This is a genomic window from Devosia sp. ZB163, from assembly GCF_028613635.1.
Taxonomy (GTDB): Bacteria; Pseudomonadota; Alphaproteobacteria; order Rhizobiales; family Devosiaceae; genus Devosia_A.
The window spans coordinates 710,922-736,598 of record NZ_JAQRMY010000001.1; the positions used below are offsets into that span (position 1 = coordinate 710,922).

Consider the following 25,677-nt stretch of genomic DNA (forward strand, 5'->3'; position numbering starts at 1 on the left):
GGGCACGCCATAGCCGCGGAGGGCCGCCGGGTGGTGCGAGGAGGTCGAGATGAGCACTGAGACGCAGCGCGGGTTCGCGTTCAATCACGGCGACTGGGTGATCACCAACCGCCGGCTCAGGGAGCGCGGCGTCGGCTCGACCGAGTGGGACGAGTTCATCGGCAATGCGAGCGCGCAACTGCTGCTGGGCGGCACGGTGTCGGTCGACGAGACCGACTTCCCCGCCAAGGGTTTCAAGGGGATGACGATGCGCGTCTACAACCCCGAGCGCGACGAGTGGGCGATATACTGGATCAACTCGAGCAAGGGCGTGCTGGAGCCGCCGGTGTTCGGCCGCTTCGAGAACGGCCGCGGCAGCTTTGCCGGCGATGACATCGACGCCGGCCGGCCGGTGAAGGTGCTGTTCGACTGGCGCGACACCGATACGGCGACCCCGCGCTGGAGCCAGGCCTTCTCCTATGATGGCGGTGCGACCTGGGAGACCAACTGGATCATGGAGTTCCGGCGGCCGGGCTAGCCGGTTGCCTGCGGCATTCTAGGGCAGCCGCTCGGCTGGCATGACGGGGCCGACGGCAAGCAGCAGTTCGCCATCGACCACTACATGACCGAGCGCGCCGACTGGGTGCAGTGGCGCGGCATCCGCATCCATAACTGGCACCGGCCGCTGAGCCGCTACATGTCGCTGTTTCTCGCCGAGGGGCTGCAACTGCGCGCCTTCCTCGAGCCGATGCCCACGCCTGACGCCGCCGCGGCGGCGATCGAACGGCACCATCGCGTGCCGTATTTCGTGCTGATGGAATGGACGAAACCGGTCGCCTGAGGCCGGTCAAATCCGGGTCGCCGCCGGTACCGCGGCCATGGTTCTTCTCCGTCGTCGAACAGGAGATCGCCATGACGCTGCTCTACTCAGGAATGCCGTCCGAGCTTGCTGCGGCCTACCGGGCCGGGGCGCCCGATGCCAACGGGCAGGTGCCGGAGCGGCGGGTATCGGATGGCGACGGGGTGCCGTGCCGGCATTGCCTCGGCAATGTCGAGGCGGGAGAGCCCTATCTCGTCCTTGCCTATCGCCCGTTCCCGGCGCCGCAGCCCTATGCCGAGGTGGGGCCGGTGTTCATCCATGCCGAGGCGTGCCCGGCGCATGTGCCGGAGGCAGGCCTGCCCGAGCGGGAACGGCGGGCGCGAAGCGGGCGCATCCTGCGCGGCTATGGCCGGGACGACAGGATCGTCTACGGCACCGGGATCGTGGTGGCGAACGAGCGCATCGAGGCGGAAGCGGAAGCCATCCTTGCGCGGCCGGATGTTGCCTATGTTCACATGCGCTCGGCCACCAACAACTGCTTCACGCTCAGGATCGACCGCGCGAGCTGAAGCGTCGCTCTCCTTCGGGTTGCCCCGGTCGCGGGCCCATGGCACCAACGGCGGCGAGGGAGACGGGGATGCTGGACAAGCACTATGTGCTGCCGCGCATGGCGGCCTTCTATGACATCGAATGCGGCTGGTCCGCCGACCGCGATTTCTACCTCGCGCTTGCGGGCCAGGCGCCCAGTCGCGTGCTCGACCTCGGCTGCGGCACGGGCCTCCTGTGCGAGGCCTATGCCGCTGCGGGCCATGCGGTGACGGGTGTCGATCCGGCCGGGGCGATGCTGGCGGTAGGGCGGCGGAAGCCGCATGGCGGCGCGATCGACTGGCTCGAGGCAGCGGCCGGCGAGTTCCGCTCGGACAAGCGCTTCGACCTGATCATCATGACCGGCCACGCCTTCCAGGTGCTGCTGACCGACGCGGATATCGCTGCCGTGCTGAAGGTAATGCACGACCACCTCGCGCCGGACGGCCGCGCCGTGTTCGAGGTGCGCAATCCCGCGCTCGACTGGGAGAGGCGCTGGACCTACGAGCGGACGACCATCGCCTTGCCTGAGGGCGGCGAGGTCGAGAAATGGGGCACGGTGCTGGCCCGCAACGGCGAGCGCCTGCGCTTCGAGCAGCGCTACCGCTTTCCCGACGGCGAGGTCGTCGCCTCGGTCAGCGAGCTGCGCTTTGCGCCGCGCGAAACCATCCTGCGCCTCGCTGCGGAGGCCGGGCTGGAGCTTGTCGAGCTACTGGGCGACTGGGACGGATCGGATTACGATCCCGGGCGGAGCGAAGAGATGATCTTCGTGTTCGGGCGCGCCTGAGACGGCAACCCGAGGCGGGGCGAGGGCGTTGGCAGGGACCATGCGGATCGTTGCAGCCGTCGTCGCCATCCTCCTGAGCCTGCCGGCACTCGCTCAAGAGGCGAGCCCGCCGCTGCCGCGTCCAAAGCCACTGGTGGAGGAGAACGGCCCGGTCGTGCCGCTACCGCGCCTGCGGCCTGCAAAGGAGGCGCCGGCTGCCGCCGCTGAGACAGCCAAGGAAGTCTACGGCCCGCCGAAGCCCGAGCCGCAGAAGCCGCCGGCCCCGCCCCGCGTCTACCAGACCGCCTGCCCGGCGGTACTGCTCGGGCGCGTCGAGGCCAAGGCGCTGCCGCCGATCAGGGATGGCCAATGCGGAACCCAGTCGCCGCTTTCGGTGACGGGCGTGCTGGCCAATGGCCGCATGGTGCCGGTGTCCGGCGGGGTCGAGACCGATTGCGGCATGGCCTCGGCGCTGCCCGGCTGGATCGAGTCCGTCGACAGCTACATCCTGTCGCGCGAGGACACGCGTATCGCCGAGGTGGTCGTCGGGACCTCCTACATGTGCCGCAGGGTGAATGGCGGGAGCGACGGGAACCTCAGCTTTCACGCCTTTGCCGATGCGCTCGACGTGGTCGGCTTCAAGCTCGAGGATGGCCGCATGGTCAGCGTCGCGGGCGGCTGGTCGGATGCGCTGTCGCCCGAGGGGCGGCTGCTGCGCTTCGCGCACGGCTCCGCCTGCGCGCATTTCACCACGGTGCTGGGGCCCGAGGCCAATGCCGAGCACCAGGATCACCTGCATGTCGACCTCGGCTGCCACGGCAAGACCTGCACGGCCCGCCTCTGCGAGTGAACCGGGGCTAGTGGTGGCGGCGCCTCTGCTGCTCGCCGATCAGGCCGAGCGGCGACAGGTCCTTTTCGAGATAGGTGACGACCATGCGCGTGCCGTCGTCGAACACGTGCTCGCCGCGCCCCGTCACCTGATAACCGAGCGCGGTGTAGAAGCTGCGCGCGTTGAGCGCGGCGCGCACCCGGATCACGTGGCGACCGGCGCCCGCCAGCGTCAGCTCCATGGCGGTGAGCAGGGTGTGGCCGACGCCGCGGCGCGCCTGCTCGGGCGCGACGTAGCAGGCCGAGATCTCGTCCCGCGTCGGGTGCACGATGCCGAAGCCCACGATCTGCCCATGCAGTTCGGCGACGAGCGTCATCGCGCCCTCCGCCTGCGCCTCGCGGTAGAGCCGCTCGGCCCGACCGAGGCTGGGCTGCGGCGACCAGCGCTCGAGCACCTCGCGCGGATAGAACCCGGCGGCGAGGCGGTGCACCGAGACGTGGTGGAGGGCGGCGATGTCGCGCGCGTCGGCCAACCGGGCCGGCCGGACGATCACCTGCGGCGCCAGCGTCACAGCGCGTCGTCTTCGCGGCGCGGATGGTGGGTGGGCAGGTCCGCCCAGTCGCGCGGCGTCCAGGTGGAGGTCCAGTCGCGGGACTGCGGCTTGGCGGCGGGGCGTGTCCTGAGCTTTCTGAACAGGTCTCTCATCATCATTTTCCTTCTCCCCTCTTGGGGTGGACGGAAGCGATCTAGGGCCGCCTCGCTGAACCGCTCATGAACCCCGGGCTCAGCACCGGGCGGGGAAGCGATCCGATTGAGGATGGTAGACCGGCAGGTCCGCGAGCTCGCGCGGGCTCATCCGGCCCAGCGGATCCTGCGGCACCTCGGTCGCCAGCATTTCGGCGAACCAGACGCGGATGGTCGTGAAGATTTTGTGCATATCCACATCTCCTCTCGCGGGGGACTCGACTGGATATGGCTGCACGGCGGCGTCCCAACAATCGACAAGACCTGGACGTGGGTATAGAAAAACTATATGGCCAGCCCCTTTCCCATACCGCTCAACGCGCTGCGCGCCATCGAGATCGTGGCGCGGCGCGGGGCGCTGGCGCCCGCGGCCGAGGAACTGGGCGTGACCCCCGGCGCCGTCAGCCAGCACCTGCGGCGCGCCGAGGAGCGGCTCGGGGTCGAGCTGTTCGAGCGCACACCACAGGGGCTGCGGCCGACCGCGGCGCTGCGCCAGGTGTTGCCGCGGCTGACGGGCGGCTTCGATGCGCTGGCCGATGCCGTGTCCGGCCTCGCCGTGCGCGACGAGCACGTGCTGACGCTCACCGTGGGAAGCGTGTTCGCCTCGCGCTGGCTGATCTGGCGCATCGCCAAGTTCAACCGGCTGCATCCCGAGATCGAGGTGCGGCTGGTGGTGACGGGGACGATGATCGACCTCGCCCATTCCGACATCGATGCCGGCATCCGCTTCGGGCGTGGCAGCTGGCCGGGGCTCAGGTCCGAGCTCGTCGGCGGCGTGCGCTATCGGCCGGTGGCAGCGCCGCCGGTCGCGGCGCTGCTGAAGCAGCCGGCCGATCTCGCCCGGGTGCCGCTGATCCGCGACACCTCCTCGATGCTGCCCTGGGAGCCGTGGTTCGAAAAGGCCGGCATCGCACCGATGGAGCTCACCGGGCCGCGCTACGACGACCCCACGCTCGCCTTCGATGCGGCCATCTCCGAGCAGGGCGTGCTGATGGCGGTGGGCATGATGTCGGCCGACGCGGTGAGCGATGGCCGGCTGGTGCGGCCCTTCGACATCCATGTCGACAGCGACGTGGGCTACTGGATGATCGTCGCCGAGGGGCGGCGGGAGCCGAAGAAAGTCCGGCTGTTCCGCGACTGGCTGCGCTCCGAGGTGCCGGATTCGGCGGAAGGCTATGTGGCGCAGGTGCGGCGGGCGAAGGGCTAGCCGATCCGCCTACCCATCGTTGGCCGGTTTGGGCGCGAGGAGAACGCGGGCGCGCTCGTTGCGCTCGCTCGCCATCTGCAGGTCGAAGACCAGACCCCAGAGGAACGTGTGCAGCGGGCGGAGCGCGCTGACATCGTAGCCGAGATCGGTCAGGCGAACGATGAACCAGTCCGGCTTGGCGACCACTGACAGCTCGCCCGTCTTTTCGGCCAGGTCGAGGACCGGGAGCATCGCCGCATAGGTGTCGAAGCCGATGGCATAGGCCAGGGCTTCATCCACGTGGCTGGACTTGATCTGCGGGTAATGGTCACGAACCGCGTGCTTGAGAGCGGTAACGCCGGCGCGCGTGAAAGGCATGATGCCGAAGGGCATGACGAACCTCGCCTGTGGCCGACGTCCGCCGATTACGCATCGACCGTTGCTCGAGGTCGTCGCAGAGGTCCCTGAAATACGATCCCTTCAACCCGGCGGCAGGTTTGGCTGGAACGGCCGACGGGGAGGCTATCCCCGGCGGTGCCGCAAGGCAATCCGTGGGGGCGGCCCCTCCGCCGGCTTCGCCGGTCACCCTCCCCCGTTGGCACGGGGGAGGATCGGCAGGAGTGCTTACTCAAGGGTCAGCGCAATCAGTTCGCCCGTCTGGGTCATGGGCACGTAGACGACGTTGCCTTCGGCCCAGAGGTCGGCGGCGCCGGGGGCGAGGGTGGTGATGGCGGTGGCTGTGCCATCGGCCCAGGCGTAGAGCGTGCCGGCCGGGTTGTCGTCGAAGACGAGGCTGTCGCCGACCCTCGCGACGCCGTCGGTCAGGGCGACGCCCATGCCGCCATCGAGCGGCGCGATGGCCTTGCTGGCGAGGTCGACCGACTGGATGCCGCCCTTGGTCTCGAAGGTGAAGTCGGGCTTCATGCCGGTACCCATGGAGCCGACGATCAGCGCATTGCCGTCGACGAAGAGGCCATTCGGCGTGGCGAGGCCGGGATCGACCAGCCACTGCCCGGCCTTGCCGTCGGCGAACCGGTAGATGGCCGAGCCCATGAGGTCGGAGACGTAGATGGCGCTGCCGTCGGTCGTGACGTCATTGGGGAACTGCGCGCCGTCGAGCGGATGCGTTGCCTTGATGGCACCATCGCCGAGCCCGATCTCGACGAGGCCGTTCGAGTCGGCGACGAACAGGCTGTCGCCCACGATAGCCATGCCCTTGGGGTCGGAGAGGCCCGTCGTCCACTGTTCGGTTACGAGCTCGCCGTCGGGCGAGACGATCGAGAGATAGCCGTCGGCGCCGCCATCGGGCCCGAACGTCGCCATGTTGCCGACGATCAGGCGGTTGTTGGCTTTGTCGAAGATCACCGACTCGGGCGACTTCAGCCCGCTCAGCTTCCAGGTTTCGGTGGCGCTCTGGGCGCTCGCCGGCAGGGTCGCGGCCGCAATCAGGCCAAGCGCCAGGCTCGCTCGCAAAAACATGTCGTCCTCCACTATCGATTTGGCCGGGCTCCGCCGCATGCGTTCCGGCGCATTGACGCTAGCCTGCCCCGGCAAAGGGAAGGCCATTGCTCCACATCACGGAAGGGAATGACGGAGGTTGCCTGAGGTCGCGCCAGTGTTTAGAATAATTCTAAACTGAAAGGCTAGACGGTTATGTTTGCTCGGCTTCTGTCCCCGCAAAGGCGGGATTTCTCCACGCTCGACGAACGCGAGATCCTGTCGCTGGCGGTGGCGGCGGAAGAGGAGGACGGAGCGATCTATGCCGAGATCGCGGTGCGGCTCGCCGACCGGTATCCGGCAACCGCCAAGGTGTTCGAGGGCATGGCGGCCGAGGAGGAGAACCATCGCCGCCGCCTGCTCGATCTCTACATGGAAAAGTTCGGCAAGCGCCTCGTGCCGATCCGGCGCGAACATGTGAGCGGCTTTCTCGCCCGCAAGCCGGTGTGGCTGATGCAGACGATGAGTCTCGAGGCGGTGCGCCAGCTGGCCTGGGAGATGGAGACGGCGGCCGTAAGCTTCTACACCGAGGCGGCGCGGCGGACGACCGATGCCGAAGTCCGAAAACTTCTCGGCGATCTCGCCGTGGAAGAACGCCAGCACGCCGACCTCGCGGAGCGGCTCGAGCAGCAGGCGCTGGGCCCCGAGGAGCGCGAGGCCGAAAAGAGCGAGGAACACCGCCAGTTCCTCCTGACCTATGTGCAGCCGGGCCTCGCCGGCCTGATGGACGGCTCGGTTTCGACGCTCGCGCCCGTCTTCGCGGCAGCTTTTGCCACCGGCAATACCTGGGCGACCTTCCTCGTCGGGCTCGCCGCGGCGGTGGGCGCCGGCATCTCCATGGGCTTTACCGAAGCGGCGGCCGACGACGGCAAGCTCACAGGTCGCGGCTCGCCGATAACGCGCGGCGTCGTGACCGGCGCAATGACCATGGTCGGTGGCCTCGGCCACGCGCTGCCCTACCTGATCCCGCACTTCTGGACCGCGACCACCGTGGCCGCGCTCGTCGTGGTGGTCGAGCTCTGGGCCATCGCCTTTATCCAGAACCGCTACATGCAGACCCCGTTCTGGCGGGCCGCGCTGCAGGTGGTGGCGGGCGGTGCACTGGTCTTTGCGGCAGGCATCCTTATCGGCAGCGCCTGACGGCGCTGCGCGCAAGCAACCCGACCGGCCTCCCGGGGCCGGCCGCTATCTCACCGCGACGACGAAGAACACCACCAGCGCGAGCACCACGAAGAGCGCGGCCAGGTACGGCCACGGCAACAGGTGCAACTCGTGCTGGGTTTCGAGCGGGTGGTCCAGGTTCTCATGGCGGATGACGGCCATCTGAAGCCTCCAGTCCTCAGGACTCTGCCAAGCGGAGATTACCACTCCCGCCCAATTCGCGGAAGCATGCTCAGTCCGCGACGACCGCCACGCCCAGCGCCGCAAGCAGCGCGAGCAGCACGGCCTGGAACGGCCACGGCATGAAGTTGGCGGAGCGCCTGGGCTTGTCGTCAGGCTTGGGTGCATTGTCATGCGTGGGCATGGGGAGCCTCCAGTCCAATCGGCATTACCGAGGTTGGAGACAATACACCTAAACCCCGCCGCGTTGCTTCACGAGTTCGCGCATTGCCGTGGCCTCGGCGTCGGTTTCGGCTGCAAGTCCGTGGGCGACGCCGACCCGGTCGAGCTCGGGGCGGTTCTGGCTCGCCTTGAACTTGGCGTCGATCGCCGCGATCTCGATCTCGATACCGACAATGCCCTTGAGCTGGCTGGCAATGAAGGCGTCCGGTGCGTCGGAAACCGCCCACGGCTTCTGCCGGCTGCCCTCGTGCCGGTCGGTGAGGGCGGAGACGTTGGCGTGGAGCCATGCGGCATCATCGATGATGCGGGCAGCGCCGCGGGCCTGGACGATGGCGTAGTTCCAGGTGGGCACGACCTTGCCGTCGACCGCTTTCTGTGGGTACCAGCTGGGCGTGATGTAGTGCTCGGTGCCCTGGAAGACCACAAGCGCATCAGGGCTTTGGCTCAACGCCTTCCATTGCGGATTGGCGCGCGACATGTGGCAGCGCAGCGTGCCGAACGCGCCTTCGTCCGGATAGAGCAGGAACGGGATCGGGTTCGCCAGCAGCCCCGGTTCGCCACCAGAAACCAGCAGCCCGAGCGGATGGGCGACGATGAACGCCTGCTGGGTGGCGATATCGGTCTCGCGGAAGGCGGGTGGCTGGTACATGGGGGCATCTCCGGTGCTGCTCGCTATGGTCCGGGCGGGGTGAACCCGCCCTCAACGCGTCAGGCGAGCTTCAGCGGTTCGGGTTCGAGCGCGACATGCAGCTCGTGCCGGCCGTCGGGCAGGCCCGGCAGGTAGCCGAAATCGAGCTTGTAGTCGGTGGACTTGAGCCCGGCGACCGCAGCATGGGCGTAGAGCTTTTCGAAGCCTAGCGTGATCTCGGGCAGGGGCCCGTCATGGATCAGCCGGAGATAGCGTTGGGCCGGAATGGTGAGCTTCGTCATCCCCGGCGGCACTTCCGTCTTCTTGGCGGCGAGGTAGCCGACCAGTTCGCGATAGAAGCCGTTCTCGCGCGAGATCGAGACCTCGAGGAAATTCTGCGCGCCGGTGTCGGTTTCGAACAGCCGCGTCCACGCGGCGGGAATGGCCCGCGGCAACTCGTTCCAGTGGGCCTCGACGAGGATGCCGATGGCCGTCATTTCGGGGAGGTCGACGATCTCGATCATTTTCCGTGGTCCGCTGCGATCAGGGTTGCCGCCTTGCTGCCGATGGCCATCGCGATGGCATTGGTGTTGGCGGAGGGAATGGCGGGGATAATGGAGCAGTCGATGACGCGGAGGTTGTCCACGCCGCGGACCTGGAGGCGCTGGTTGACCACCGCCATCGGGTCGTCGTCGCGGCCCATCTTCAGCGAGCCGGACGGGTGGTAGTTGGTCTTCACCGTCTCCTGGGCGAAGCGCGTCATGCCGGCAATGTCGGTGACATCGCGGCCCGGCAGGATCTCTTCCTTGATCCTGGAGAGGAACGGCTCGGTCTCGAGGATGCGTCGCGCATGGCGCATCGAGGCGAGGGTGAGCCGCAAATCCTCGGGGTCGCCGAAGAAGTTGCAGTCGACCAGCGGCTGCGCCGCCGGATCGGCCGAGCGCAGGCGCACCGTGCCGCGCGCCTTGGGGCGGAGGAGGCACGAGGTCAGCGTCACGCCCCAGGTGGGCTTGGCCTTCGACACGTCCCGGTCCTGGTAGACGATGGGCGCGCAATAGAGCTGGATGGTCGGCCGGTCGCCGCCGTCGGGATCGTAGAACAGGCACGACTCGATGCCGGTGGTGGTCACCGGGCCCGAGTTGAACAGCATGTATTGCAGGCCATTGCGGATCATCGGCCAGCCGGTGTCCTGGCCGAAATAGCCGGACCTGCCCTTGGTGGTGGCGATAACCGGGACCTCGTGATGGTCCATGAGGTTCTCGCCCACGCCCTGGAGGTCGGCGACAACAGGGATCTGGAAATCGCCGAGATGGTCGGCGGGACCGATGCCCGAAAGCATGAGGAGCTTGGCCGAATTGTAGGTGCCGGCGCCGACCAGCACTTCGCGCTCGGCCCGCGCCTCGTGCGGATCGCCGCCGCGATCATAGGCGACGCCCACCGCCCGGCCGTTCTCGATGATGATGCGGTCGACCCGGGCGCCGGTGACGATGGTGAGGCGCTTGTCGCGCAGCAGCGGATCGAGGAACGCCTTCTTGGCGTCGGACCGGCGCCGGTAGCGGCCCCACTGGCCATAGGTGTGCTGCATGATGCCCACACCGTTCTGCCGCTCGCCGTTGAAATCGGGGTTGTAGCGATGCCCGAGCCCCTGCGCGGCGAGGAGGAAATCCTCGGTCGTGTCGGAGATGTAGCCGGGCTCGGCGACCCTCAGCGCTCCGCCGATGCCGTGATAGCGGTTGTTGAAGCGGGCATTGTGCTCGAGGCTGGTCCAGTGCGGCAGCAGGTCCTCGTAGCTCCAGTCGGGTGCGTTGCCGAGTTCGGCCGCCCAGCCGTCGTAATCCTCCTTCTGGCCGCGCATGTAGACCATGGCATTGACGGCGCTGCCGCCGCCCAGCGCCTTGGCCACCGGCACGATCGGCGCGCGCCCGCCGAGCTGGGGCTGCGGCACCGTCCTGTGCATCTCGAGGAAGGTGTCTTTCGCGAGATACTTCATGTAGCCCGCCGGCATGGCCATGATCCGGTTGGTGGAGCGCGGCCCGCGCTCGATCATCAGCACCGAAAAGCCGTAGTCGCGCACCAGCCGCATGGCCGCGACCGAAGCCGCCGATCCGCCGCCGCAGATGATGAAGTCGAAAGTGCGCTCGGCCATGTGGAGTCCTGGGAGGAATTGCCCCTCTATTAGCCGTGCGCGCTGCGGCTGGGTAGTCCGGTGCGAAACCGGCGAAACGAGCACGCCATCGTCATCCAACTGCATACTGCAGCTATTCGGCAACTTGATCGTGCAAAACACCTAGTAGAGTAAGTACTGATCTTGCCCGTTTACAGGCGCCGGTGGCACAGTCGCGCCATAGAGTGTTTGGGGCTCAATTCTTATGTCGATCTTGCGCATGACCAAGGCCGCATTGCTGGCCAGTGTGTTTACCGTGTCGTTCGGCTCTGCCATCCGCGCCGCCGACCTCATCCTTTCGCCCGGCCTGATTGCCGACGAGGACGTCGCCCTCGTCGCCCCGGCCGTGTCGGGTCCGAACGGCAAGATCGAGCTGGCGCTCGGCGGCATCACCGACCCCGACAGCGCGATCTTCCGCGCCGGCGGCTCGGTGTCCGTCCCGGTGGGCGACAGCTTCGGCATCCAGGGTGACCTGGGCTTCCAGAGCGTCGATGGCGAGTGGGCCGCCGGTGGCGCGCTGCACTTCTTCACCCGCGATCCGAGCTCCTACCTGCTGGGCGTCACGGCCGGCGTCGTCCTCGCCGATGGCGCGACCCTCGCGGCAGTCGGCCCCGAGGCGGAACTCTATCTCGACCGCATCAGCCTCGAAGGCTGGCTCGGCTGGGCCAGCATCGACTACGACGATGCGCTGCTCACCGACGATGACGGCTTCTTCGCCATGGGCGATCTCGCCTTCTACCCCACCGACGACTGGCGCATCAGCATCGGCGCCGCGACGATCCTGGGCAGCGAGTCGCTGAAGCTCGGCACCGAGTACCAGTTCGCCGGGCTCGGCTTCCCGCTCTCGGGCACCGGCGAAGTCCGCGGCTACGACACCGGAGCCTGGAGCGCCAAGATCGGCCTCAAGGGTTACTTCGGCGAGCCGGACAAGAGCCTCATCGACCGTCACCGCCAGGACGATCCGCCGAACCGCGTGCTCGACCTGTTCGGCGCGGCGGGGAACCTCATGGCCGATACCAGTGTCGAGCCGAGCGACTTCGACAACGAGACAGCGTGCGAGGACGCCGGCTTCTACTGGAACGGTCCGACCGAGACCGAAGGCGTCTGCGAGGCCTACGTTCCCTGATCCGCGCACGCGATCAGCGGCCGGTGCTCAGTTCACCGGCCGCCATTCATTGACATAGTCGGCGAGCTTGCCGCTCTGCGAGAGCCGGATGTCGTGCGTGCGGGTGAACTGCAGCTCGGCATCGGCAAAGAACGTGTCGGCAAAGAGCTGCCGCACTCGGTCCTCGTCGCCGAGAACGGCGTCGTCGGCCGGGATGTAGCGCATCTCGTAGGCATTGGGCCCCACCTGCGCCAGCTGCCAGAAACTGCTCCCGAGCAGTCCGGCAGTCTCGTCCGGCATCAGGTTGGCGACCGAGCGGCCATCCGGGTGCTGGAAGATGGCGATCGAACGCCCGCGGACGGCCTTGATGGCCGGGGAGTGGCGGCCGCAACGGCAAGGCTCGCCCACCGTGGCCCAGTCGCCCTGTTCGTAGCGGATCAGCGGTTGCGCGGTCTGGAAGAACGGCGTGACGACGACCCGGCCGGTCTCGCCCGCGGCGCAGGGGCGGTCGGCTCCATCGAGGATCTCGACAAGGCAGCCCTCGGCGTTCACATGCAGGGTGCCCTCGGGGCAGGGATGGGCCATCTGCCCACCTTCCTTGGAGCTGTAATGCTCGATGAGCTTGGCTCCGAATACGTCGCGGACCGCGGCCCGGTCCGCCTCGCGCACGACATTGCCCTGCGCCAGCACCGCATCGATGGCGACCGAGAGCCCGAGGCGACGGGCATCGATGGCGTTGATGTGCGCCATGTTGGGCCCGGCATTGAGGTAGCTGGCGCCGCTTTCGGTGAAGAACCGCAGCACGGCGGGGGTGTCGAACAGCCGGCTGATGCGGAACAGGTGGCCGTGGCGCGCCGAGTCGTCCCAGGGCGGGCCCCACACGCCGGCCGTCTCGCCTTCCGGCCAGCGCTGCATGTGGTCGCCATCGCCAAGCCGCGACATCAGGACCCTGGACCAGTCGAGACCTTGCCAGCCGTGGAGGCGCCAGCGGAACCCGTTATTGGCGATGCGGGTGAGCGAGTTGACCGTGATCTCGATCGGCAGGCCGGTGGAACCGGACGTGCCGATAACCGAGGTGGCGCCGTGGCCGGGCGGCAGTTCGCGGGCCAGCATTGCTTCGCGATGCGCCACCATGTCGGCGCGCCGCACGATCGGCAGCTCGTGCCAACGGTTCCAGTCGATGCTGCCGTCGGCGCGGAACACCGGATCGAGCCGGGTTTCGTAGAAGGGCGCATTTCGGCGGGCGTGCCGCAGCAGCTGCTCGATCTGGCTGCGCTGGTAGTCGGCGAGCTGCCCGGGCGACCAGAACTGGCTCTCGAGCAGCATTTCGTAGAACTGGCGCTGGAGTTCCTGTGGGGTCATCTGGCGTTCCCCTCAAGCCGCGTTCACCGCTGGCGGCAGCAGGCTCGATTCGAGGATGGTGCCGTTCCTCACGCACTCCGCTGCGATCTCGGTGGCGAAGTCGCGCAGCATCTCGCGGTCGAGTACCGACGCGTTGCGGACCACCATGGCGATGTCGCGGTGGACCGGATCGACGTCGGAGGGGCGGATCTCGGTGAGGCGGCCCGCGGCGATATCGTCGGCGACCGCGGAGTAGACGAAAAAGCCCACGCCTTCGCCGCGGATGGCGATGCGGCGGGCGGGCCCGGTGGGCAGCTCCACCGAGACCGGCGCGCGGCGGAACAGCGCCAGCGCGGCGTCCGGGTAGACCTGCCACCAGTTGATCGAGATGAGCCGCGGCACGCGCTTCAGCACCTCCTCCATCCTCGGCTCGAGCCCAAGTTCGGCGGCAATCTGCGGTGTCGTCACCATCGGCACGCGCTCGCGCATCACCAACAGGGGCACAAGGTCGGTGATCAGTGGATCGAGGTTGGGCCAGCAGAGGATGCCGAGCTCGATGTCACGCTCGCGCAGCATCGCGGCGATCTGGCTCTGGCGGCCTTCGTTGATGACCACATCGACCGCCGGATACTTCTCCTGGAAGCGCAGCAGCGATTCCGTGATGAGCGGCGACACGAGGCTGCGGAGCGAGCCGATCGAGACGCGCCCGCGCTCGACCCGGCGCAGCGCTTCCTTCGCCTCCTGCGCCGCCTGGAGGATGCGGCGCGCGTAGGGGAGGAAGGTCATCCCCTGGTCGGTGAGCTGGATGTTGCGGCCGCGATGGAAGAGCGGCACGCCGAGCAGGTCCTCGAGGGCCCGCATGCGCATCGACACGGTGGCCTGCGTGACGTTGAGCCTCGCGGCGGCCTTGGTGAAGCTCAGATCCTGCGCGATCCGGTCGAAAGTCCTGATCTGATCGAGGTCCATGGATCGGTCCGGCTTATGGGAGAGGGCGGAACGGGCCCTGAGGCGGGTGTCACATTGGATATGCTGATGGAGTGGGGCGGGAGTCAACGCCCACCCAGGGATGACACTCAGTGGTTGTGGGTCGAACGCCTCCTGCCGCCCGAGTCAGCTTTGTGACTGCCGCGACGCTTCTTTCCGTGCCAGCTTCGCCGCCTTGTTGCGCGCCGCAACCTCGGCTGCGTCGTCACCGAGGTGCGCCTCGCCCCGCACTCGCGCCAGCTCCATCTGCCGTTCGCGCTCGGAGGCGCCGGCGGGGGCGGCTTCGGCGCAATCGGGGCAGAGCGAGCCGACGGCTTCGTGCGGCAGCATCGGGTTGCGGCAGGCGCGGCAGAGGACGGCTTCGCCCTCGTGGAGGCCGTGGGTGACCGAGACACGCTCGTCGAAGACGAAGCACTCGCCGTTGAAGCGGCTATCCTCTGCAGGGACGGCCTCGAGGTATTTGAGGATGCCGCCCTTGAGGTGGAAGACTTCCTTGAAGCCCTGCGACAGCATGTAGGCCGAGGCCTTCTCGCAGCGGATGCCGCCGGTGCAGAACATCGCCACCTTGGGGTGCCGCGCCGGATCGAGCGTGGCGACGTAGTCCTTGAACTCGGTGAAGCTTTGCGTCTGGGGATCGCGGGCATTGGCGAAGGTGCCGAGCGCCACTTCGTAGTCGTTGCGCGTGTCGATGACGGTCACATCGTTGCGGCTGATGAGCCCGTTCCAGTCGCGCGCCTCGACATAGGTGCCGACGATCCGGTTCGGATCGGCCTCGGGCGCGCGCAGCGTCACGATCTCGGGCTTCAGCCGCACCTTCATCCTGAGGAACGGCATCTCGCTGGCGCCGGAGAACTTGGCTTCGGCCCCGGCGAGCCGGCCGGCCCAGAGCGGAGCCGTTTCGAACCACGCCATCAGCTCGTCGATCGCCTCGGGCGTGCCGGCGACGGTGCCGTTGATGCCTTCGGGGGCGAGGATGAAGGTGCCGCGGATCTTGCGTGCGCAGCAGAACTCGGCGAGCTCGGGCTTCAGCCCGGCGCAATCTTTGAGATCCGCAAATTTGTACAGGGCCAGAACCTTGTATCGGTTCGGCTGATCGGGCAGGTTCGCGGCGATTTCTTCAAGCTCGGACATCGGCGGCGGTGTAGCATCCGCGCGCGCTCCCGGGCAAATCACCAGAACGGGGAGAACGAAAATGACCTATCGGGCCAGCGATGCTCGCTATGGCAGCATGCAGTATCGGTACACCGGGCGCTCCGGGCTGAAGCTGCCGGTGATCAGCCTGGGGCTCTGGCAGAATTTCGGCGGCACGCGCGACTATCCCAGCGCCTTCGAGATCCTGAGCTACGCCTTCGACAAGGGCGTCACCCATTTCGACCTCGCCAACAACTACGGCCCGCCGCCGGGCGCCGCCGAGGAGCTGTTCGGCGACGTGATGGCGCGCGACTTCCGCCCCTATCGCGACGAGATGATCATCTCGTCCAAGGCCGGCTGGACCATGTGGGAGGGACCATACGGCGACCGCGGCTCGCGCAAGTACATCATCGCCTCGGCCGACCAGAGCCTGAAGCGCATGGGGCTCGAGTACTTCGATATCTTCTACTCGCACCGCTATGACCCCGAGACCCCGCTCGAGGAGACCATGGGCGCGCTGGCGCAGCTCTACCGGCAGGGCAAGACGCTCTATGTCGGCATCTCGATGTATCCCGAAAAGCAGACCCGCGAGGCGGTCGGCATCCTCAAGGACATGGGCGTGCCCTGCCTGATCCACCAGCCGAACTACTCGATCCTCAACCGCTGGATCGAGGAGGACGGCACCATGGCCGCCTGTGCCGAGCTGGGGGTCGGCATCATCGCCTTCTCGCCGCTGCAGCAGGGGATCCTGTCGGGCAAGTACAACAAGCTGAAGGGCGATCTCGAAGGCACCCGCGCCTCGGAGAACTACTCGCTCAACGCCGGCCGGCTCGAGCCGCGCATCCTCGAGGCGGTGGAAAAGCTCGGCGCCATCGCCGACGCGCGCAAGCAGACCATGGTGCAGCTGGCGCTCGCCTGGGTGCTCAGGAAGAAGGAAGTGACCTCGGCGCTGATCGGGGTGCGGACGCTTGAGCAGCTCAAGGACTGCCTCGGGGCGCTCGACAACCTCGAGCTCAGTGCCGAGGAGATCGAGGCGATCGATGCGGCCGCCAAGGGCGGCATGATCGATAGCCGGCCGAACAGGTAGGGGCTCGACCCAACGGGGCCCCGCCTCCCTCCCCCTTGAGGGGAGGGATCGAGGGAGGGGGTCGTACTGTGATCACCGATGGACCCCCACCCCCAGCCCCTCCCCTCAAGGGGGAGGGGAGCCCGGACGGCCCACGATCGCCGCCGACAGCACCACGTAGATCGTGAGCGTCATCGGCGCGGCGAGGAAGGTGTCGGGGAGGCCCAGCACCAGCGCGCCGGTGACCAGCACCAGGAGGGCATGGAGGCGCTGCGGGGAGCGGTCCTCGCGCGGCAGCCGAAGATAGCCGACGATCGGCGCGGCAAGGATCAGTGCCCAGGCCGCGAGGCCGAGCACGCCGCCCGAGACGGCGAACTGCAGCACATCGTTATGGAGATGGACGACCTGGCCCCAGCTCAGTTGCTCGGGGGTCAGGAGCGCGCGCACCGGCTCCATCATGGCGCTGGTCCAGCCGAGGCCGGCGAGCGGGTTGGCGGTGAACAGCTCGGTCCCGGCGCGATAGAGCCCGAGCCGGATGTTGATGGCGGCGTCGCTGACCGTGCCCCCCTCCGCGATGCGGAGCGCGACGTCGATCAGGCGCGTCCGCGCCGTGCCCGGCAACTCGACGAACAGGATGGCGGCGACGACTGCCGCGGTGGCAGCGATCACTGCGCCGATCAGCACCGGGCGGCGCACGAAGCAGAGTGCGGTGACAAAGAGCAGCGCCGGCAGCCCGAGCAGCGCCGTGCGCGAGCCGGTGAGGAGGATCACCCCGATGGCGGCGACGAGTCCGATGAGGCTGAGCCAGCGCCAGATACTCCCTCCCCCCTGAGGGGAGGAATCGAGGGAGGGGCTGGTCCGGTGATCACCGATGGACCCCCACCCCCGGCCCCTCCCCTCAAGGGGGAGGGGGGCGGAGGCGCTGGTGCGGCTGAACCAGGTGCCGAGGCCGAGCGTCGCGCAGAGCAGTGTCGTGACCGCGAGACGATAGGGGTCCGTGAGCCAGAAGCCTTCGGCGGCGCGGTTCATGCCGAGGCCGTAGCGGTAGAACAGCGCGGTGGCGAGGCCGACAAGGGCGCCGAGGATGGCGAAGCGGGAGAGGTCTATGCCGCCGACGAGGCGGGCGAGGGGGGCGTGGAAGAGCAGGGCGGAAAAGCCGAGGAGCGGGAGGAGGTCCGCCGGGCTCCGCATGGTGATGAGGGCGGAGAGGGCGATGAGGCCGAAGGCGAGGGCGAAGAGGAACGTGGCGCGGTCAAGCATCGCGTGCAGGGCCCACCCCCTCCCACCCTCCCCCGTCAAGGGGGAGGTGCCGTCCTGAGCTTGTGGCGAGATGGTGGAATCCCCACCGGCCGGCACCCTCCCCTTGACGGGGAGGGATGGGGTGGGGTGTGCCGTACGCTCGGCCGAGGCTGCAACCAGAACGAGCACGGCCACCGCCGCCAGCCCCAGCAGCACGTGCGTAGTGGCATACCCGAGCGCCGGGCTCAGCCCCAGCGCTACGAGGATGACCGCCGATGCGAGGATGCGTGCGGCGGCCATCTGCATCATCAGGCGCGCAGCGTGCCGCCGGTGGCCTTGGTGACCGCCGCGACGACGCTCTGGCCGACAGCCTCGATCTCCTCGTCGGTGAGGGTCTTGTCGGTGGGCTGGAGCGTCACCGCGATGCCGACCGACTTCTTGCCCTCGGGTACGCCCTTGCCTTCGAACACATCGAACACGCCGACATCGGTGATCAGCGCCTTGTCGGCGCCGCGCGCGGCCTTGAGGATCGTCGCGGCCGGAACGGAGCGGTCGACGAGGAAGGCGAAGTCGCGGCTCAGCGGCATCAGGTCGCTCAGCTTCAGCGCCGGCTTCGAGCGCGTCGGCTTCCGGCGCGGCTCGGGGATGGCGTCGAGATCGAGCTCGAACGCGGCGACGGGGCCGGTTACGTCGAATTTCTCGAGTTCGGACGGATGGACTTCGCCGAACCAGCCGATCGTCACCTTGGGCCCCAGCTGGATGCGGCCGCCGCGGCCCGGATGGCTCCAGGATGCGGGCTCGGCCACCAGCTGCAGCTTGTCGATGTCATGGCCCATGGCGTCGAGCAGCGCCGCGATATCCGACTTGGCGTCGAACACCGAGACCTTGCCGTTCGCCGACTGCCAATGGCGCGAGCCGCCGAGCCGGATGCCTGAGGCATAGGTGCGCTGGCCCTCGGGCTGCACCGAGTGGAACACCTGGCCGACTTCGAACAGCTTGAGCTCGCTCGAGCCGCGGTTGGTGTTGCGCTGTGCCGCGCCGAGCAAGCCCGGCAGCAGCGAGGGCCGCATGTCGGTGAGTTCGGACGCGATCGGGTTGGCGAGCTTCAGCTCGGGCTTGCCGCCGCCGAAGCGCACCGCCTGGTCTTCCGGAATGAACGACCAGGTCACCGCTTCGTCGAGCCCGCGGGCCGCGAGGGTACGGCGGGCGAGGCGGCGGCGGTTCTGCAGCGTCGTCAGCATGCGCGGCGCCACGTGGTTGAGCCTTGGCAGCGGATCGGTGGGGACGTTGTCGACCCCGACCATGCGCATCACTTCCTCGGCGAGGTCGGCCTTCATGGTGACGTCGGGGCGCCAGGACGGGACATGCACCATGCGGGTGAGGCCCGTGCCTTCGAGCCTGAAGCCGAGGCGGCCGAGGATGGCTTCGATCTCGCTGGCAGAGGTCTCGAGCCCGGTGAGGCGCTCGACTTCCGACAGCGGGAACTCGACGACGGTATTGGGGAACACGTCCTCGCCCGAGATCACCGGCTCCATGGCTTCGCCACCCACCAGCTCCAGCATCAGCCTTGTGGCGAGCTCGAGGCCGGGTTCGGTGAGCGCCGGATCGACCGAGCGCTCGAGGCGATAGCGGGCGTCCGACACGATGCCGGTCTTGCGGCCGGTCTGCGCGATGAGGTCGGGGTCCCAGCTCGCGCATTCCATCAGGACGTTCACCGTCTCGTCGGTGGTGCCCGAGCGGATGCCGCCCATGACGCCGCCGAGGCAGAGCGCGCCGAGATCGTCGGCGATCACCGTCATGGTGTTGTCGAGCGTGTAGATCTTGTTGTCGAGCGCGTCGAACTCCTCGCCGGTCCGGGCGTTGCGCAGCACGGCCTTGCCGACGATCTTGTCGGCGTCATAGGCGTGGAGCGGCCGGCCCCAGCCGAGCGACACCAGGTTGGTGATATCGACCACCGCGTTGATCGGGCGGAGGCCGACGGCACGCAGGCGCTGCTGCAGCCAGTCGGGCGACGGGCCGTTCTTGATGCCTTTGAAGTAGCGCCCGGCGAACTTGCGGATCGCCTTGGGCTCGCCCTCGGCGAACTGGTGCGGCAGCGCCGGGATCGGGCTCGGGCCCTTCGACGGCACCGGCGACATGTCGGTGGGCTTGAGCGTGCCGACGCCGAACGCCGCGAGGTCGCGCGCCACGCCATAGACGCCGGTGGCGTCGCCGCGGTTGGGGGTGATCGAGATGTCGATCACCGTGTTGCCGAGCTTGGCGTAATCGACATAGGGCACGCCGATCGGCGCATCGGCGGGGAGCTCGATGATGCCGTCATGGTCGTTGCTGAGTTCGAGTTCGGCCGCCGAGCAGAGCATGCCGTTCGACGGCTCGCCGCGGATGACGACGCCGGCCTTCAGCGTGAAGTCCTTGCCCGGGATGTAGGTATCGGGGAAGGCGAACACCGACTTCATGCCGGTGCGGGCGTTGGGCGCGCCGCAGACGACATCGATCAGGGTGCCGGTACCGGCATCGACCTTGCAGAGGTTGAGATGGTCCGAGTTCGGATGGGGCTTGGCCTCCACCACATGCGCGACGACGAACGGCCTGAGCTTTTCGGCCGGGTCGACGATCTCTTCGACCTCGAGCCCGATCATCGTCAGCGCCTTGCCGATCTCCTCGGCCGAAGCGGTGGTGTCGAGGTGCTCCTTGAGCCAGTCGAGGGTGAACTTCATTTGTACATGCTCTCGGTCGCTTCGATGTACGGCAACGAGCCGCTGATCTCGAAAAGTTTGGCCAACACGTTGGCGAAGCCGCGCGCGTCGTCGATGGCGCGGTGGGTGTGTTCGATGTGGCCGTACCACTCGGGCGGCACGCGCTGCATGCCCCACTTGGTGTACTCGGCGCCGCGGAGGGAGCCGGCCATCGTGTAGAGGCAGATGCCGCCGCCGCGGAAGATCTGCCGGGTCTTGTAGGGCCCGCCGAGGACGCGGGTGCCGGCGAAGGCCCAGAGGTAGTGGTCGATCCACGGACCATCGAAGATCATCGGCGCCGCCGCGAAGACGCGGAAGCCGGGCAGCGACTCGACCCAGTCGGCATAGCGCGGCATCACCACTTCCGGGGCTTCCGGATTGGTGGTTGCCCACTTGTAGGCCTCGGGCTGGGTCGCCCACCACGCCATGGTGTTGGGATCGGGGACGCGATCGGCGCGCGGGTTGAGCACGGCCTCGAACTCGGAGATCACCTTGCCGGTGACATCCACCGCCACCGAGGCAAAGCTCAGCATCGAGGATTCGAGCGGGTTATGCCCGTCCGACTCGATGTCGGTGACGACGAAGGTGCAGAGGTCCGGTGCGCCGGGGGCGATGGGGGGCTGGAGGCTCATCGGGGGAAAACCTCGATCAGCTTGAAGCGCTCGCAGACCAGCTCAAGGTCCTCCGACCAGCCGCCATTGCGCTCGAAGTATGCGACGTGGCCGGCCCGCCAGGCGGCGAAGTCGCCCTCGCCTTCGGCCAGCGCGAAGGCTTCGGGCACATCGGCGAAGCGGCGGACGTCGAGCGAGATCGTCTCGATCACCGCGGCGGGCCTGCCAGCGCCGTCGAGGACGACATCGCGACGACCAATCTCGGGCATCGCTTCCTTGCCCGGGCCGTAGTCACGCACCGCGCCGCAGGTTGCGGTCTTGGTGCCCGCGAGGACGAGCGCCAGCAATTCGTCGGCCAGCGCCGGGCTGTCGCCGAACGAGAACTGCACCGCGTTCGCGTATTGCGGCAGAGGGGTCGACATCAGCTGCTCAGCCCCCCGAACAGCGTCGGCAGGTCGAGCGGGCGGAAGCCGTAATGGTCGAGCCAGCGCTTGTCGGCGTCGAAGAAGGCGCGCAGGTCGTTCATGCCGTATTTCAGCATGGCGATGCGGTCGATCCCCATGCCCCAGGCGAAGCCCTGGTAGACATCGGGGTCGAGCCCGCAATTGCGCAAGACGTTCGGGTGCACCATCCCGCAGCCGAGGATCTCCAGCCAGTCATTGCCTTCGCCGATCTTCACCTCGGCGCCCGAGCGGTCGCATTGCACGTCGACTTCCATCGACGGCTCGGTGAACGGGAAGAAGCTCGGCCGGAAGCGCAGCGTGACGTTCTCGACCTCGAAGAAGGCCTTGAGGAACTCCTCGAGCACCCAGCGGAGCTGGCCGATATGCGAGCTCTTGTCGATGACGAGGCCTTCGACCTGGTGGAACATCGGCGTGTGCGTCTGGTCCGAGTCATGCCGGTAGGTACGGCCCGGCATCACCACGCGGATCGGCGGATCGATCGCGGGGGTGAGGTAGGGCGCCGCCGGCTTCTCGTTGGACTTCAGCATCGTGCGGATCTGCACGGGCGAGGTGTGGGTGCGCAGCACGCGCTTCACCCCATCGGGCGAGGGCGCCATGAAGAAGGTGTCGTGCATCTCGCGCGCCGGATGCCCCTCGGGGAAGTTCAGCGCGGTGAAGTTGTACCAGTCGGTCTCGATATCGGGCCCTTCGGCGATCGAGAACCCCATGTCCGAGAAGATCGCGGTGATTTCGTCGATCACCTGGCTGACCGGATGGATGCGGCCTTCGGCGGTCGGCGCGGGGCGGACCGGCAGGGTCACGTCGACGCGCTCGGCAGCGAGGCGTGCGTCGAGCGCGGCCTTGGCGAGTTCGGCGGCCTTCTCTTCGATCAGCGCCGTGACTTCGGTCTTCAGCCCGTTGATGGCGGCGCCGGCGGACTTGCGCTCTTCCGGCGCGATGGCGCCGAGCGTGGCGAGGAGGGCGGAGACGGAGCCCTTCTTGCCCAATGCGGCGACGCGCACGGCTTCGATGGCGCCTTCATCGCTGGCGGCCGCGACGGCAGCGCCGATTTCGGCGCGGAGGGTGGCGATCTGGGCGTCGAGAGACATGTGTCAGTTCCGAGAATTGTGTTTCAGGGCCAAACGAAAAAGCCCCGCGCCATCCCGACAGATCGGGCGGCGCAAGGCTTAGCTTGAGGCCTCAGAAAAGGCTAGGCGATTACGCGGAAACGCGCTGGTGCGTGGCGGTCTCGATCGTCTCGAGATACCCCAGGGCCTTCTTGGCCTGGGCAACCAGGGCGGCGAACGCTGCGGGCTCGGTGATCGCGAGATCGGAGAGCACCTTGCGGTCGACGGCAATCTCGGCCTTGCTGAGGCCGTCGATAAATCGACCGTAGGTCAGGCCGTGATCGCGCACGGCAGCGTTGATGCGCTGGATCCAGAGAGCGCGGAAGTTGCGCTTCTTGACGCGGCGATCGCGGTACGCGTACTGGCCGGCCTTGTCGACGGCGGCCTTCGCGGTGCGAATGGTGTTCTTGCGGCGACCGTAGAAACCGGAAGCGGCCTTAAGAACCTTCTTGTGACGGGCGTGGGCGGTAACGCCTCTTTTAACGCGTGACATCTATCGGCGCTCCTTAACGGTTATACGGCATGTACCACTTGACCAGACCTTCATCGCCCTTCTTGAGGATCTTGGTCCCCCGATGCGAGCGAATGTAGTCGGCGTCGTGGCTAAGGAGACGGTGCCGCTTACCTGCGACGCCGACCTTAACGCGGCCCGTCGCAGTCATCTTGAAGCGCTTCTTGGCGCCCGATTTAGTCTTCATCTTTGGCATTTTGCTGTCCTGGTTAGAGGCGGCTCCAAAGAGCCAGCATTCGAACTGCCACGGCATGCCTTTTGGCCGGGCGGCCCGTCGAAGAAGCCGGGTGTATAGGGGGAAAGCTCCGGCCGCGCAAGGGGGCGTGGGAGGTGGGCGCTAGGCCCGGTTGGCAGCGGCGAGTTCGCTGAGCCCGTCGATCAATAGCGCTGCTTCCGTCCGCGATAAGGAGGCGAGCGCCTGCCGGTCGGCGTCGGCGGCAGCCTCGGCGGCGCGCGGAAGCACGTCCCTGGCCTTGGCGCTGAGGTAGAGGCCCTGCGCCCGGCCCTTGCCGAGGGATGACTTCTCGATCCAGCCTTCGGCTTCGAGCCCGGTGAGGGTGCGGGCGACGCCCGGCTGCTCGAGATCGAGCCTTATGACCAGCTCGGCCTGCGTCAGCCCCTCGCGCTGGGCGATCTCGCTGAGCGCAGTGAACTGCGCCGGGTGCAGGCCATAGGGCGCCAGCGCCTCGCGCAGCCCATTGGCGAGCTGGCGCGCGAGCAGGCTTGCGACGTGGAACAGCGTTTCCTTGTGGTCGAACATCGTCTCCTCCCCCGAGGGCCCGGAGATCATAGCGCAATTCGGCTTAAGCGATGCTTGTCGCTCAGCGTACGATATCGGACCAGGGCCGGCCGTTGCGGGCCGAGGTCGCCGCGAGCGCGATGGATCGCTTCTGCGCCGTGGTCAGCTCGTCCGAAACGATGTTGGCGGCGTTCGCCGGATCGAGCATGGCGCGCGGAACGAGCAGGCGCTCGAGGAAGCCGAGCGCGGCCCACACATTGTCGGCCAGTTCCCCCACCGGTCGTCGTCTCAGAGCCGCATTGACCGCCAGCTCAAGATAGAAGGAGGGGAAGTCGAGCCCGTTCTGGTCCCGCCACAGCTTCAGGATGCGGATCTCGCCCTGCCGGTCGGCCTCGTGGCTGTCGAGGACATGCTGGTTGAGATTGGTGGTGATCGGGGCGGCGCGGCGGGCCGAGTAGATCTCGTGGATGTCCGAGATCATCGACAGCCGCTTGGCTGGCAAGAGGTCGACGATGTGGGTGCCGAGGTTCAGTGCCAGCGTCACGTGGCGGCGGATCGGCTTGAGGCCGAGCCGCTCGAAGGTCGAGAACATCGATTCGTAGATTTCCGGGATGCGGCGGGGCGATGTCGTGTGGATCCACACGATGTAGTCGGTGCTGATGCCCGAGCGGTTGGCCATCCCCTTCTCGAAGCCGCCCCCGGGTACGACCTCGACGATGTCCTTGCCGCCCCAGGCCGCGCACAGCAGCCCGATCTTGTCCGTGATGACCGAAAGGGCCGAGCCGGCCCGATGATCCACGGCCTCGCGCTCGAGAATCGCGCGCAGGTATTCCGATGCTGATACGCTGCCAACTACGGTACTCATTCGCACAATGTACAAAATTGCGCCGATGGGCGCCAGTATTCGTCTGCTCGGGCAGGTCGTTTGGTTAGTGCGGAGAGTTAATCCGGTCGAGTTACTCCCTGAGGCCGGCCGCGATGGCTTCCATGAAGGCGCTCAACCGGCGCGGAACCAGCCGCCGCGAGGGATAGAGCAGGTGGATCGGCAGCGTCATCCGGTCCCAGTGCGGCAGGACTTCGACCAGCCGGTTCTCCCGTAGCGGCCGTTCGACGAGATCGACCGGCAGGTAGACGATGCCGGCCCCTTCGAGCGCCGCCGCGAGCTGGGCCTCGCCATTGTCGATCTGCAGCCCGCCCGATACTTCGGCAATGACGGACGCGCCGCCGGGCCCGATGAAGGGCCAGCGGTTCCTCGGTGTCATGTTGAGGTTGAGGATGCAGCGATGCTGCCTCAACTCTTCCGGCGTCGCCGGCGCGCCGAACGCGGTGAGGTAGGCGGGCGAGGCGACGCAGCGGAAGCGATAGGTCCCCACCCGTCGGGCGATCATGGTCGAGGCCTGCAGCTCGCCGACCCGGATGGCGAGGTCATAGCCTTCGGCGATTAGGTCGGAGCGGCGGTCGTTGAGGCTGAGCTCCACCGTCACCGCGGGGTTCTCGTCGCAGAAGCGGGCGACGATGCTGGCGAGGCGGAAGATGCCCAGCGTCGCCGGACCCGTCGCCCGGATGCGGCCGCTGAGCCGGCCCGGCTCGGTGCGTGTCAGGTCATCGAGCTCGCTCATCGCCTCGAGCACGGTCTCCGCCTGGGCGAAAAAGCTCTCGCCGAGCTCGGTCAGCCGCTGCGCACGTGTCGTGCGCTCGATCAGCCGCGCGCCGTGATGATCCTCGAGCGCCTGGATGCGGCGCCCCACCATGGCCGGCGAGATCCCGAGCAGCCGCGCCGCCCCGGCAAAGCTGCCGGCGCGGACGGCGGCGACGAAGGTTTCGAGGTTGGTGAGCTCGGCCATTCGATACTGCCTTGCAAGAGTGAAGCGCGAATGGCGGCAA

32 protein-coding genes are annotated in these 25,677 nt (G+C 67.7%); 9 read left to right on the forward strand and 23 right to left on the reverse strand.

All coding sequences use genetic code 11. The features are described 5' to 3' along the window. The first annotated feature begins 49 nt into the window (after positions 1-49). The 5 genes from PRN20_RS03625 to PRN20_RS03645 all read left to right on the forward strand — a co-directional run bounded on the left by PRN20_RS03625 (position 50) and on the right by PRN20_RS03645 (position 3,000). Positions 50-517, forward strand: a complete 468-nt coding sequence (locus tag PRN20_RS03625; protein WP_273955692.1) for a DUF1579 domain-containing protein — start codon at positions 50-52, stop codon at positions 515-517. Between the two features lie 84 nt (positions 518-601). Next, positions 602-820 carry a hypothetical protein gene (locus PRN20_RS03630; RefSeq protein WP_273955693.1) on the forward strand — a complete coding sequence of 73 codons (219 nt, stop codon included), beginning with the start codon at positions 602-604 and terminating at the stop codon, positions 818-820. A gap of 71 nt (positions 821-891) precedes the next feature. Next, a complete protein-coding gene (locus PRN20_RS03635) occupies positions 892-1,368 on the forward strand; it encodes a DUF1203 domain-containing protein (protein ID WP_273956770.1) in 477 nt (158 codons plus the stop codon). 68 nt (positions 1,369-1,436) lie between these two features. Then, on the forward strand, positions 1,437-2,171 hold the full coding sequence (locus PRN20_RS03640; RefSeq protein ID WP_273955694.1) for a class I SAM-dependent methyltransferase: 735 nt from the start codon (positions 1,437-1,439) through the stop codon (positions 2,169-2,171). A 40-nt stretch (positions 2,172-2,211) separates the two neighbouring features. Beyond that, positions 2,212-3,000: an extensin-like domain-containing protein gene (locus tag PRN20_RS03645; RefSeq protein WP_273955695.1), complete on the forward strand. Its 789-nt coding sequence runs from the start codon at positions 2,212-2,214 to the stop codon at positions 2,998-3,000. 7 nt (positions 3,001-3,007) lie between these two features. Here PRN20_RS03645 and PRN20_RS03650 read toward each other — a convergent pair whose 3' ends face one another. From PRN20_RS03650 to PRN20_RS03660, 3 genes are all read right to left on the reverse strand, one after another. Beyond that, positions 3,008-3,550, reverse strand: a complete 543-nt coding sequence (locus tag PRN20_RS03650; RefSeq protein ID WP_273955696.1) for a GNAT family N-acetyltransferase — start codon at positions 3,548-3,550, stop codon at positions 3,008-3,010. Continuing rightward, positions 3,547-3,690 carry a hypothetical protein gene (locus tag PRN20_RS03655; protein ID WP_273955697.1) on the reverse strand — a complete coding sequence of 48 codons (144 nt, stop codon included), beginning with the start codon at positions 3,688-3,690 and terminating at the stop codon, positions 3,547-3,549. The genes PRN20_RS03650 and PRN20_RS03655 overlap by 4 nt, the downstream gene beginning before the upstream one ends. A 73-nt stretch (positions 3,691-3,763) precedes the next feature. Further along, on the reverse strand, positions 3,764-3,916 hold the full coding sequence (locus PRN20_RS03660; RefSeq protein ID WP_273955698.1) for a hypothetical protein: 153 nt from the start codon (positions 3,914-3,916) through the stop codon (positions 3,764-3,766). A gap of 96 nt (positions 3,917-4,012) precedes the next feature. On the opposite strand from PRN20_RS03660, the gene PRN20_RS03665 reads away from it, so the two are divergent. Next, positions 4,013-4,930: a LysR substrate-binding domain-containing protein gene (locus PRN20_RS03665; protein WP_273955699.1), complete on the forward strand. Its 918-nt coding sequence runs from the start codon at positions 4,013-4,015 to the stop codon at positions 4,928-4,930. A 9-nt stretch (positions 4,931-4,939) separates the two neighbouring features. On the opposite strand, the gene PRN20_RS03670 is transcribed toward PRN20_RS03665, so the two are convergent. Both PRN20_RS03670 and PRN20_RS03675 read right to left on the reverse strand, forming a co-directional pair. Further along, positions 4,940-5,302, reverse strand: a complete 363-nt coding sequence (locus PRN20_RS03670) for a hypothetical protein (RefSeq protein ID WP_273955700.1) — start codon at positions 5,300-5,302, stop codon at positions 4,940-4,942. Between the two features lie 231 nt (positions 5,303-5,533). Next, the gene (locus tag PRN20_RS03675) at positions 5,534-6,388 is read right to left on the reverse strand and encodes an ATP/GTP-binding protein (RefSeq protein WP_273955701.1); all 855 of its coding nucleotides are present in this window, start codon (positions 6,386-6,388) and stop codon (positions 5,534-5,536) included. A gap of 174 nt (positions 6,389-6,562) precedes the next feature. Here PRN20_RS03675 and mbfA point away from each other — a divergent pair, with 174 nt between their 5' ends. After that, the gene (gene mbfA, locus PRN20_RS03680; protein WP_273955702.1) at positions 6,563-7,546 is read left to right on the forward strand and encodes an iron exporter MbfA; all 984 of its coding nucleotides are present in this window, start codon (positions 6,563-6,565) and stop codon (positions 7,544-7,546) included. A gap of 45 nt (positions 7,547-7,591) precedes the next feature. On the opposite strand, the gene PRN20_RS03685 is transcribed toward mbfA, so the two are convergent. The 5 genes from PRN20_RS03685 to PRN20_RS03705 all read right to left on the reverse strand — a co-directional run bounded on the left by PRN20_RS03685 (position 7,592) and on the right by PRN20_RS03705 (position 10,743). After that, complete coding sequence (locus PRN20_RS03685) at positions 7,592-7,729, reverse strand: hypothetical protein (protein WP_273955703.1); 138 nt, start codon at positions 7,727-7,729, stop codon at positions 7,592-7,594. Between the two features lie 70 nt (positions 7,730-7,799). After that, complete coding sequence (locus tag PRN20_RS03690; RefSeq protein WP_273955704.1) at positions 7,800-7,931, reverse strand: hypothetical protein; 132 nt, start codon at positions 7,929-7,931, stop codon at positions 7,800-7,802. Positions 7,932-7,979: 48 nt separating this feature from the next. Then, positions 7,980-8,618, reverse strand: a complete 639-nt coding sequence (locus tag PRN20_RS03695) for an FMN-binding negative transcriptional regulator (protein ID WP_273955705.1) — start codon at positions 8,616-8,618, stop codon at positions 7,980-7,982. Positions 8,619-8,677: 59 nt separating this feature from the next. Continuing rightward, positions 8,678-9,121, reverse strand: a complete 444-nt coding sequence (locus PRN20_RS03700) for a GyrI-like domain-containing protein (protein ID WP_273955706.1) — start codon at positions 9,119-9,121, stop codon at positions 8,678-8,680. After that, the gene (locus tag PRN20_RS03705) at positions 9,118-10,743 is read right to left on the reverse strand and encodes a GMC family oxidoreductase (protein WP_273955707.1); all 1,626 of its coding nucleotides are present in this window, start codon (positions 10,741-10,743) and stop codon (positions 9,118-9,120) included. Before PRN20_RS03705 ends, PRN20_RS03700 begins: the two co-directional genes overlap by 4 nt. A 223-nt stretch (positions 10,744-10,966) precedes the next feature. Between PRN20_RS03705 and PRN20_RS03710 the strand changes: the two genes are divergently transcribed. Then, on the forward strand, positions 10,967-11,887 hold the full coding sequence (locus PRN20_RS03710; RefSeq protein WP_273955708.1) for a hypothetical protein: 921 nt from the start codon (positions 10,967-10,969) through the stop codon (positions 11,885-11,887). A gap of 27 nt (positions 11,888-11,914) precedes the next feature. Here PRN20_RS03710 and PRN20_RS03715 read toward each other — a convergent pair whose 3' ends face one another. From PRN20_RS03715 to trhO, 3 genes are all read right to left on the reverse strand, one after another. Next, a complete protein-coding gene (locus PRN20_RS03715; protein WP_273955709.1) occupies positions 11,915-13,228 on the reverse strand; it encodes a hypothetical protein in 1,314 nt (437 codons plus the stop codon). Between the two features lie 12 nt (positions 13,229-13,240). Further along, positions 13,241-14,173, reverse strand: coding sequence for a LysR family transcriptional regulator (locus tag PRN20_RS03720; RefSeq protein ID WP_273955710.1), 933 nt, complete (start codon positions 14,171-14,173; stop codon positions 13,241-13,243). A gap of 144 nt (positions 14,174-14,317) precedes the next feature. After that, entirely contained in the window at positions 14,318-15,304 is a 987-nt protein-coding gene (gene trhO / locus PRN20_RS03725) for an oxygen-dependent tRNA uridine(34) hydroxylase TrhO (RefSeq protein ID WP_273956771.1), read from the reverse strand. A 79-nt stretch (positions 15,305-15,383) separates the two neighbouring features. On the opposite strand from trhO, the gene PRN20_RS03730 reads away from it, so the two are divergent. Then, positions 15,384-16,409 (forward strand): aldo/keto reductase, encoded by a 1,026-nt coding sequence (locus PRN20_RS03730; RefSeq protein ID WP_273955711.1) that lies wholly within the window; start codon positions 15,384-15,386, stop codon positions 16,407-16,409. Positions 16,410-16,514: 105 nt separating this feature from the next. Here the strand turns inward: PRN20_RS03730 and PRN20_RS03735 are convergent, their stop codons facing one another. The 10 genes from PRN20_RS03735 to PRN20_RS03780 form a co-directional block, all read right to left on the reverse strand. After that, positions 16,515-17,927, reverse strand: a complete 1,413-nt coding sequence (locus tag PRN20_RS03735; protein ID WP_273955712.1) for an O-antigen ligase family protein — start codon at positions 17,925-17,927, stop codon at positions 16,515-16,517. 8 nt (positions 17,928-17,935) lie between these two features. Beyond that, positions 17,936-20,344, reverse strand: coding sequence for a phenylalanine--tRNA ligase subunit beta (gene pheT / locus PRN20_RS03740; RefSeq protein WP_273955713.1), 2,409 nt, complete (start codon positions 20,342-20,344; stop codon positions 17,936-17,938). Further along, on the reverse strand, positions 20,341-20,994 hold the full coding sequence (locus PRN20_RS03745) for a 3'-5' exoribonuclease domain-containing protein (protein WP_273955714.1): 654 nt from the start codon (positions 20,992-20,994) through the stop codon (positions 20,341-20,343). Before PRN20_RS03745 ends, pheT begins: the two co-directional genes overlap by 4 nt. Beyond that, positions 20,991-21,395, reverse strand: coding sequence for an ASCH domain-containing protein (locus PRN20_RS03750; protein WP_273955715.1), 405 nt, complete (start codon positions 21,393-21,395; stop codon positions 20,991-20,993). Before PRN20_RS03750 ends, PRN20_RS03745 begins: the two co-directional genes overlap by 4 nt. Further along, positions 21,395-22,525: a phenylalanine--tRNA ligase subunit alpha gene (gene pheS, locus PRN20_RS03755; RefSeq protein ID WP_273955716.1), complete on the reverse strand. Its 1,131-nt coding sequence runs from the start codon at positions 22,523-22,525 to the stop codon at positions 21,395-21,397. Before pheS ends, PRN20_RS03750 begins: the two co-directional genes overlap by 1 nt. Positions 22,526-22,634: 109 nt before the next feature. Next, positions 22,635-23,036 (reverse strand): 50S ribosomal protein L20, encoded by a 402-nt coding sequence (gene rplT, locus PRN20_RS03760; protein ID WP_273955717.1) that lies wholly within the window; start codon positions 23,034-23,036, stop codon positions 22,635-22,637. A 13-nt stretch (positions 23,037-23,049) separates the two neighbouring features. Further along, on the reverse strand, positions 23,050-23,250 hold the full coding sequence (rpmI, locus tag PRN20_RS03765) for a 50S ribosomal protein L35 (protein ID WP_273955718.1): 201 nt from the start codon (positions 23,248-23,250) through the stop codon (positions 23,050-23,052). Between the two features lie 141 nt (positions 23,251-23,391). Continuing rightward, the gene (locus PRN20_RS03770) at positions 23,392-23,814 is read right to left on the reverse strand and encodes a MarR family winged helix-turn-helix transcriptional regulator (RefSeq protein ID WP_273955719.1); all 423 of its coding nucleotides are present in this window, start codon (positions 23,812-23,814) and stop codon (positions 23,392-23,394) included. A gap of 61 nt (positions 23,815-23,875) precedes the next feature. Then, positions 23,876-24,658 carry a hypothetical protein gene (locus PRN20_RS03775; protein ID WP_273955720.1) on the reverse strand — a complete coding sequence of 261 codons (783 nt, stop codon included), beginning with the start codon at positions 24,656-24,658 and terminating at the stop codon, positions 23,876-23,878. A gap of 91 nt (positions 24,659-24,749) precedes the next feature. Further along, positions 24,750-25,637, reverse strand: a complete 888-nt coding sequence (locus PRN20_RS03780; protein ID WP_273955721.1) for a LysR family transcriptional regulator — start codon at positions 25,635-25,637, stop codon at positions 24,750-24,752. Positions 25,638-25,677: the final 40 nt, after the last annotated feature.

Excerpts from the sequence above, each read along its gene's own strand:
- PRN20_RS03625 (WP_273955692.1), top strand. The coding sequence starts at position 50 with ATGAGCACTGAGACGCAGCGCGGGTTCGCGTTCAATCACGGCGACTGG.
- PRN20_RS03630 (WP_273955693.1), top strand. The coding sequence starts at position 602 with ATGACCGAGCGCGCCGACTGGGTGCAGTGGCGCGGCATCCGCATCCAT.
- PRN20_RS03635 (WP_273956770.1), top strand. The coding sequence starts at position 892 with ATGACGCTGCTCTACTCAGGAATGCCGTCCGAGCTTGCTGCGGCCTAC.
- PRN20_RS03640 (WP_273955694.1), top strand. The coding sequence starts at position 1,437 with ATGCTGGACAAGCACTATGTGCTGCCGCGCATGGCGGCCTTCTATGAC.
- PRN20_RS03645 (WP_273955695.1), top strand. The coding sequence starts at position 2,212 with ATGCGGATCGTTGCAGCCGTCGTCGCCATCCTCCTGAGCCTGCCGGCA.
- PRN20_RS03655 (WP_273955697.1), bottom strand. The coding sequence starts at position 3,690 with ATGATGATGAGAGACCTGTTCAGAAAGCTCAGGACACGCCCCGCCGCC.
- PRN20_RS03660 (WP_273955698.1), bottom strand. The coding sequence starts at position 3,916 with ATGCACAAAATCTTCACGACCATCCGCGTCTGGTTCGCCGAAATGCTG.
- PRN20_RS03665 (WP_273955699.1), top strand. The coding sequence starts at position 4,013 with ATGGCCAGCCCCTTTCCCATACCGCTCAACGCGCTGCGCGCCATCGAG.
- PRN20_RS03670 (WP_273955700.1), bottom strand. The coding sequence starts at position 5,302 with ATGCCCTTCGGCATCATGCCTTTCACGCGCGCCGGCGTTACCGCTCTC.
- PRN20_RS03675 (WP_273955701.1), bottom strand. The coding sequence starts at position 6,388 with ATGTTTTTGCGAGCGAGCCTGGCGCTTGGCCTGATTGCGGCCGCGACC.
- mbfA (WP_273955702.1), top strand. The coding sequence starts at position 6,563 with ATGTTTGCTCGGCTTCTGTCCCCGCAAAGGCGGGATTTCTCCACGCTC.
- PRN20_RS03685 (WP_273955703.1), bottom strand. The coding sequence starts at position 7,729 with ATGGCCGTCATCCGCCATGAGAACCTGGACCACCCGCTCGAAACCCAG.
- PRN20_RS03690 (WP_273955704.1), bottom strand. The coding sequence starts at position 7,931 with ATGCCCACGCATGACAATGCACCCAAGCCTGACGACAAGCCCAGGCGC.
- PRN20_RS03695 (WP_273955705.1), bottom strand. The coding sequence starts at position 8,618 with ATGTACCAGCCACCCGCCTTCCGCGAGACCGATATCGCCACCCAGCAG.
- PRN20_RS03700 (WP_273955706.1), bottom strand. The coding sequence starts at position 9,121 with ATGATCGAGATCGTCGACCTCCCCGAAATGACGGCCATCGGCATCCTC.
- PRN20_RS03705 (WP_273955707.1), bottom strand. The coding sequence starts at position 10,743 with ATGGCCGAGCGCACTTTCGACTTCATCATCTGCGGCGGCGGATCGGCG.
- PRN20_RS03710 (WP_273955708.1), top strand. The coding sequence starts at position 10,967 with ATGTCGATCTTGCGCATGACCAAGGCCGCATTGCTGGCCAGTGTGTTT.
- PRN20_RS03715 (WP_273955709.1), bottom strand. The coding sequence starts at position 13,228 with ATGACCCCACAGGAACTCCAGCGCCAGTTCTACGAAATGCTGCTCGAG.
- PRN20_RS03720 (WP_273955710.1), bottom strand. The coding sequence starts at position 14,173 with ATGGACCTCGATCAGATCAGGACTTTCGACCGGATCGCGCAGGATCTG.
- PRN20_RS03730 (WP_273955711.1), top strand. The coding sequence starts at position 15,384 with ATGACCTATCGGGCCAGCGATGCTCGCTATGGCAGCATGCAGTATCGG.
- PRN20_RS03735 (WP_273955712.1), bottom strand. The coding sequence starts at position 17,927 with ATGGCCGCCGCACGCATCCTCGCATCGGCGGTCATCCTCGTAGCGCTG.
- pheT (WP_273955713.1), bottom strand. The coding sequence starts at position 20,344 with ATGAAGTTCACCCTCGACTGGCTCAAGGAGCACCTCGACACCACCGCT.
- PRN20_RS03745 (WP_273955714.1), bottom strand. The coding sequence starts at position 20,994 with ATGAGCCTCCAGCCCCCCATCGCCCCCGGCGCACCGGACCTCTGCACC.
- PRN20_RS03750 (WP_273955715.1), bottom strand. The coding sequence starts at position 21,395 with ATGTCGACCCCTCTGCCGCAATACGCGAACGCGGTGCAGTTCTCGTTC.
- pheS (WP_273955716.1), bottom strand. The coding sequence starts at position 22,525 with ATGTCTCTCGACGCCCAGATCGCCACCCTCCGCGCCGAAATCGGCGCT.
- rplT (WP_273955717.1), bottom strand. The coding sequence starts at position 23,036 with ATGTCACGCGTTAAAAGAGGCGTTACCGCCCACGCCCGTCACAAGAAG.
- rpmI (WP_273955718.1), bottom strand. The coding sequence starts at position 23,250 with ATGCCAAAGATGAAGACTAAATCGGGCGCCAAGAAGCGCTTCAAGATG.
- PRN20_RS03770 (WP_273955719.1), bottom strand. The coding sequence starts at position 23,814 with ATGTTCGACCACAAGGAAACGCTGTTCCACGTCGCAAGCCTGCTCGCG.
- PRN20_RS03775 (WP_273955720.1), bottom strand. The coding sequence starts at position 24,658 with ATGAGTACCGTAGTTGGCAGCGTATCAGCATCGGAATACCTGCGCGCG.
- PRN20_RS03780 (WP_273955721.1), bottom strand. The coding sequence starts at position 25,637 with ATGGCCGAGCTCACCAACCTCGAAACCTTCGTCGCCGCCGTCCGCGCC.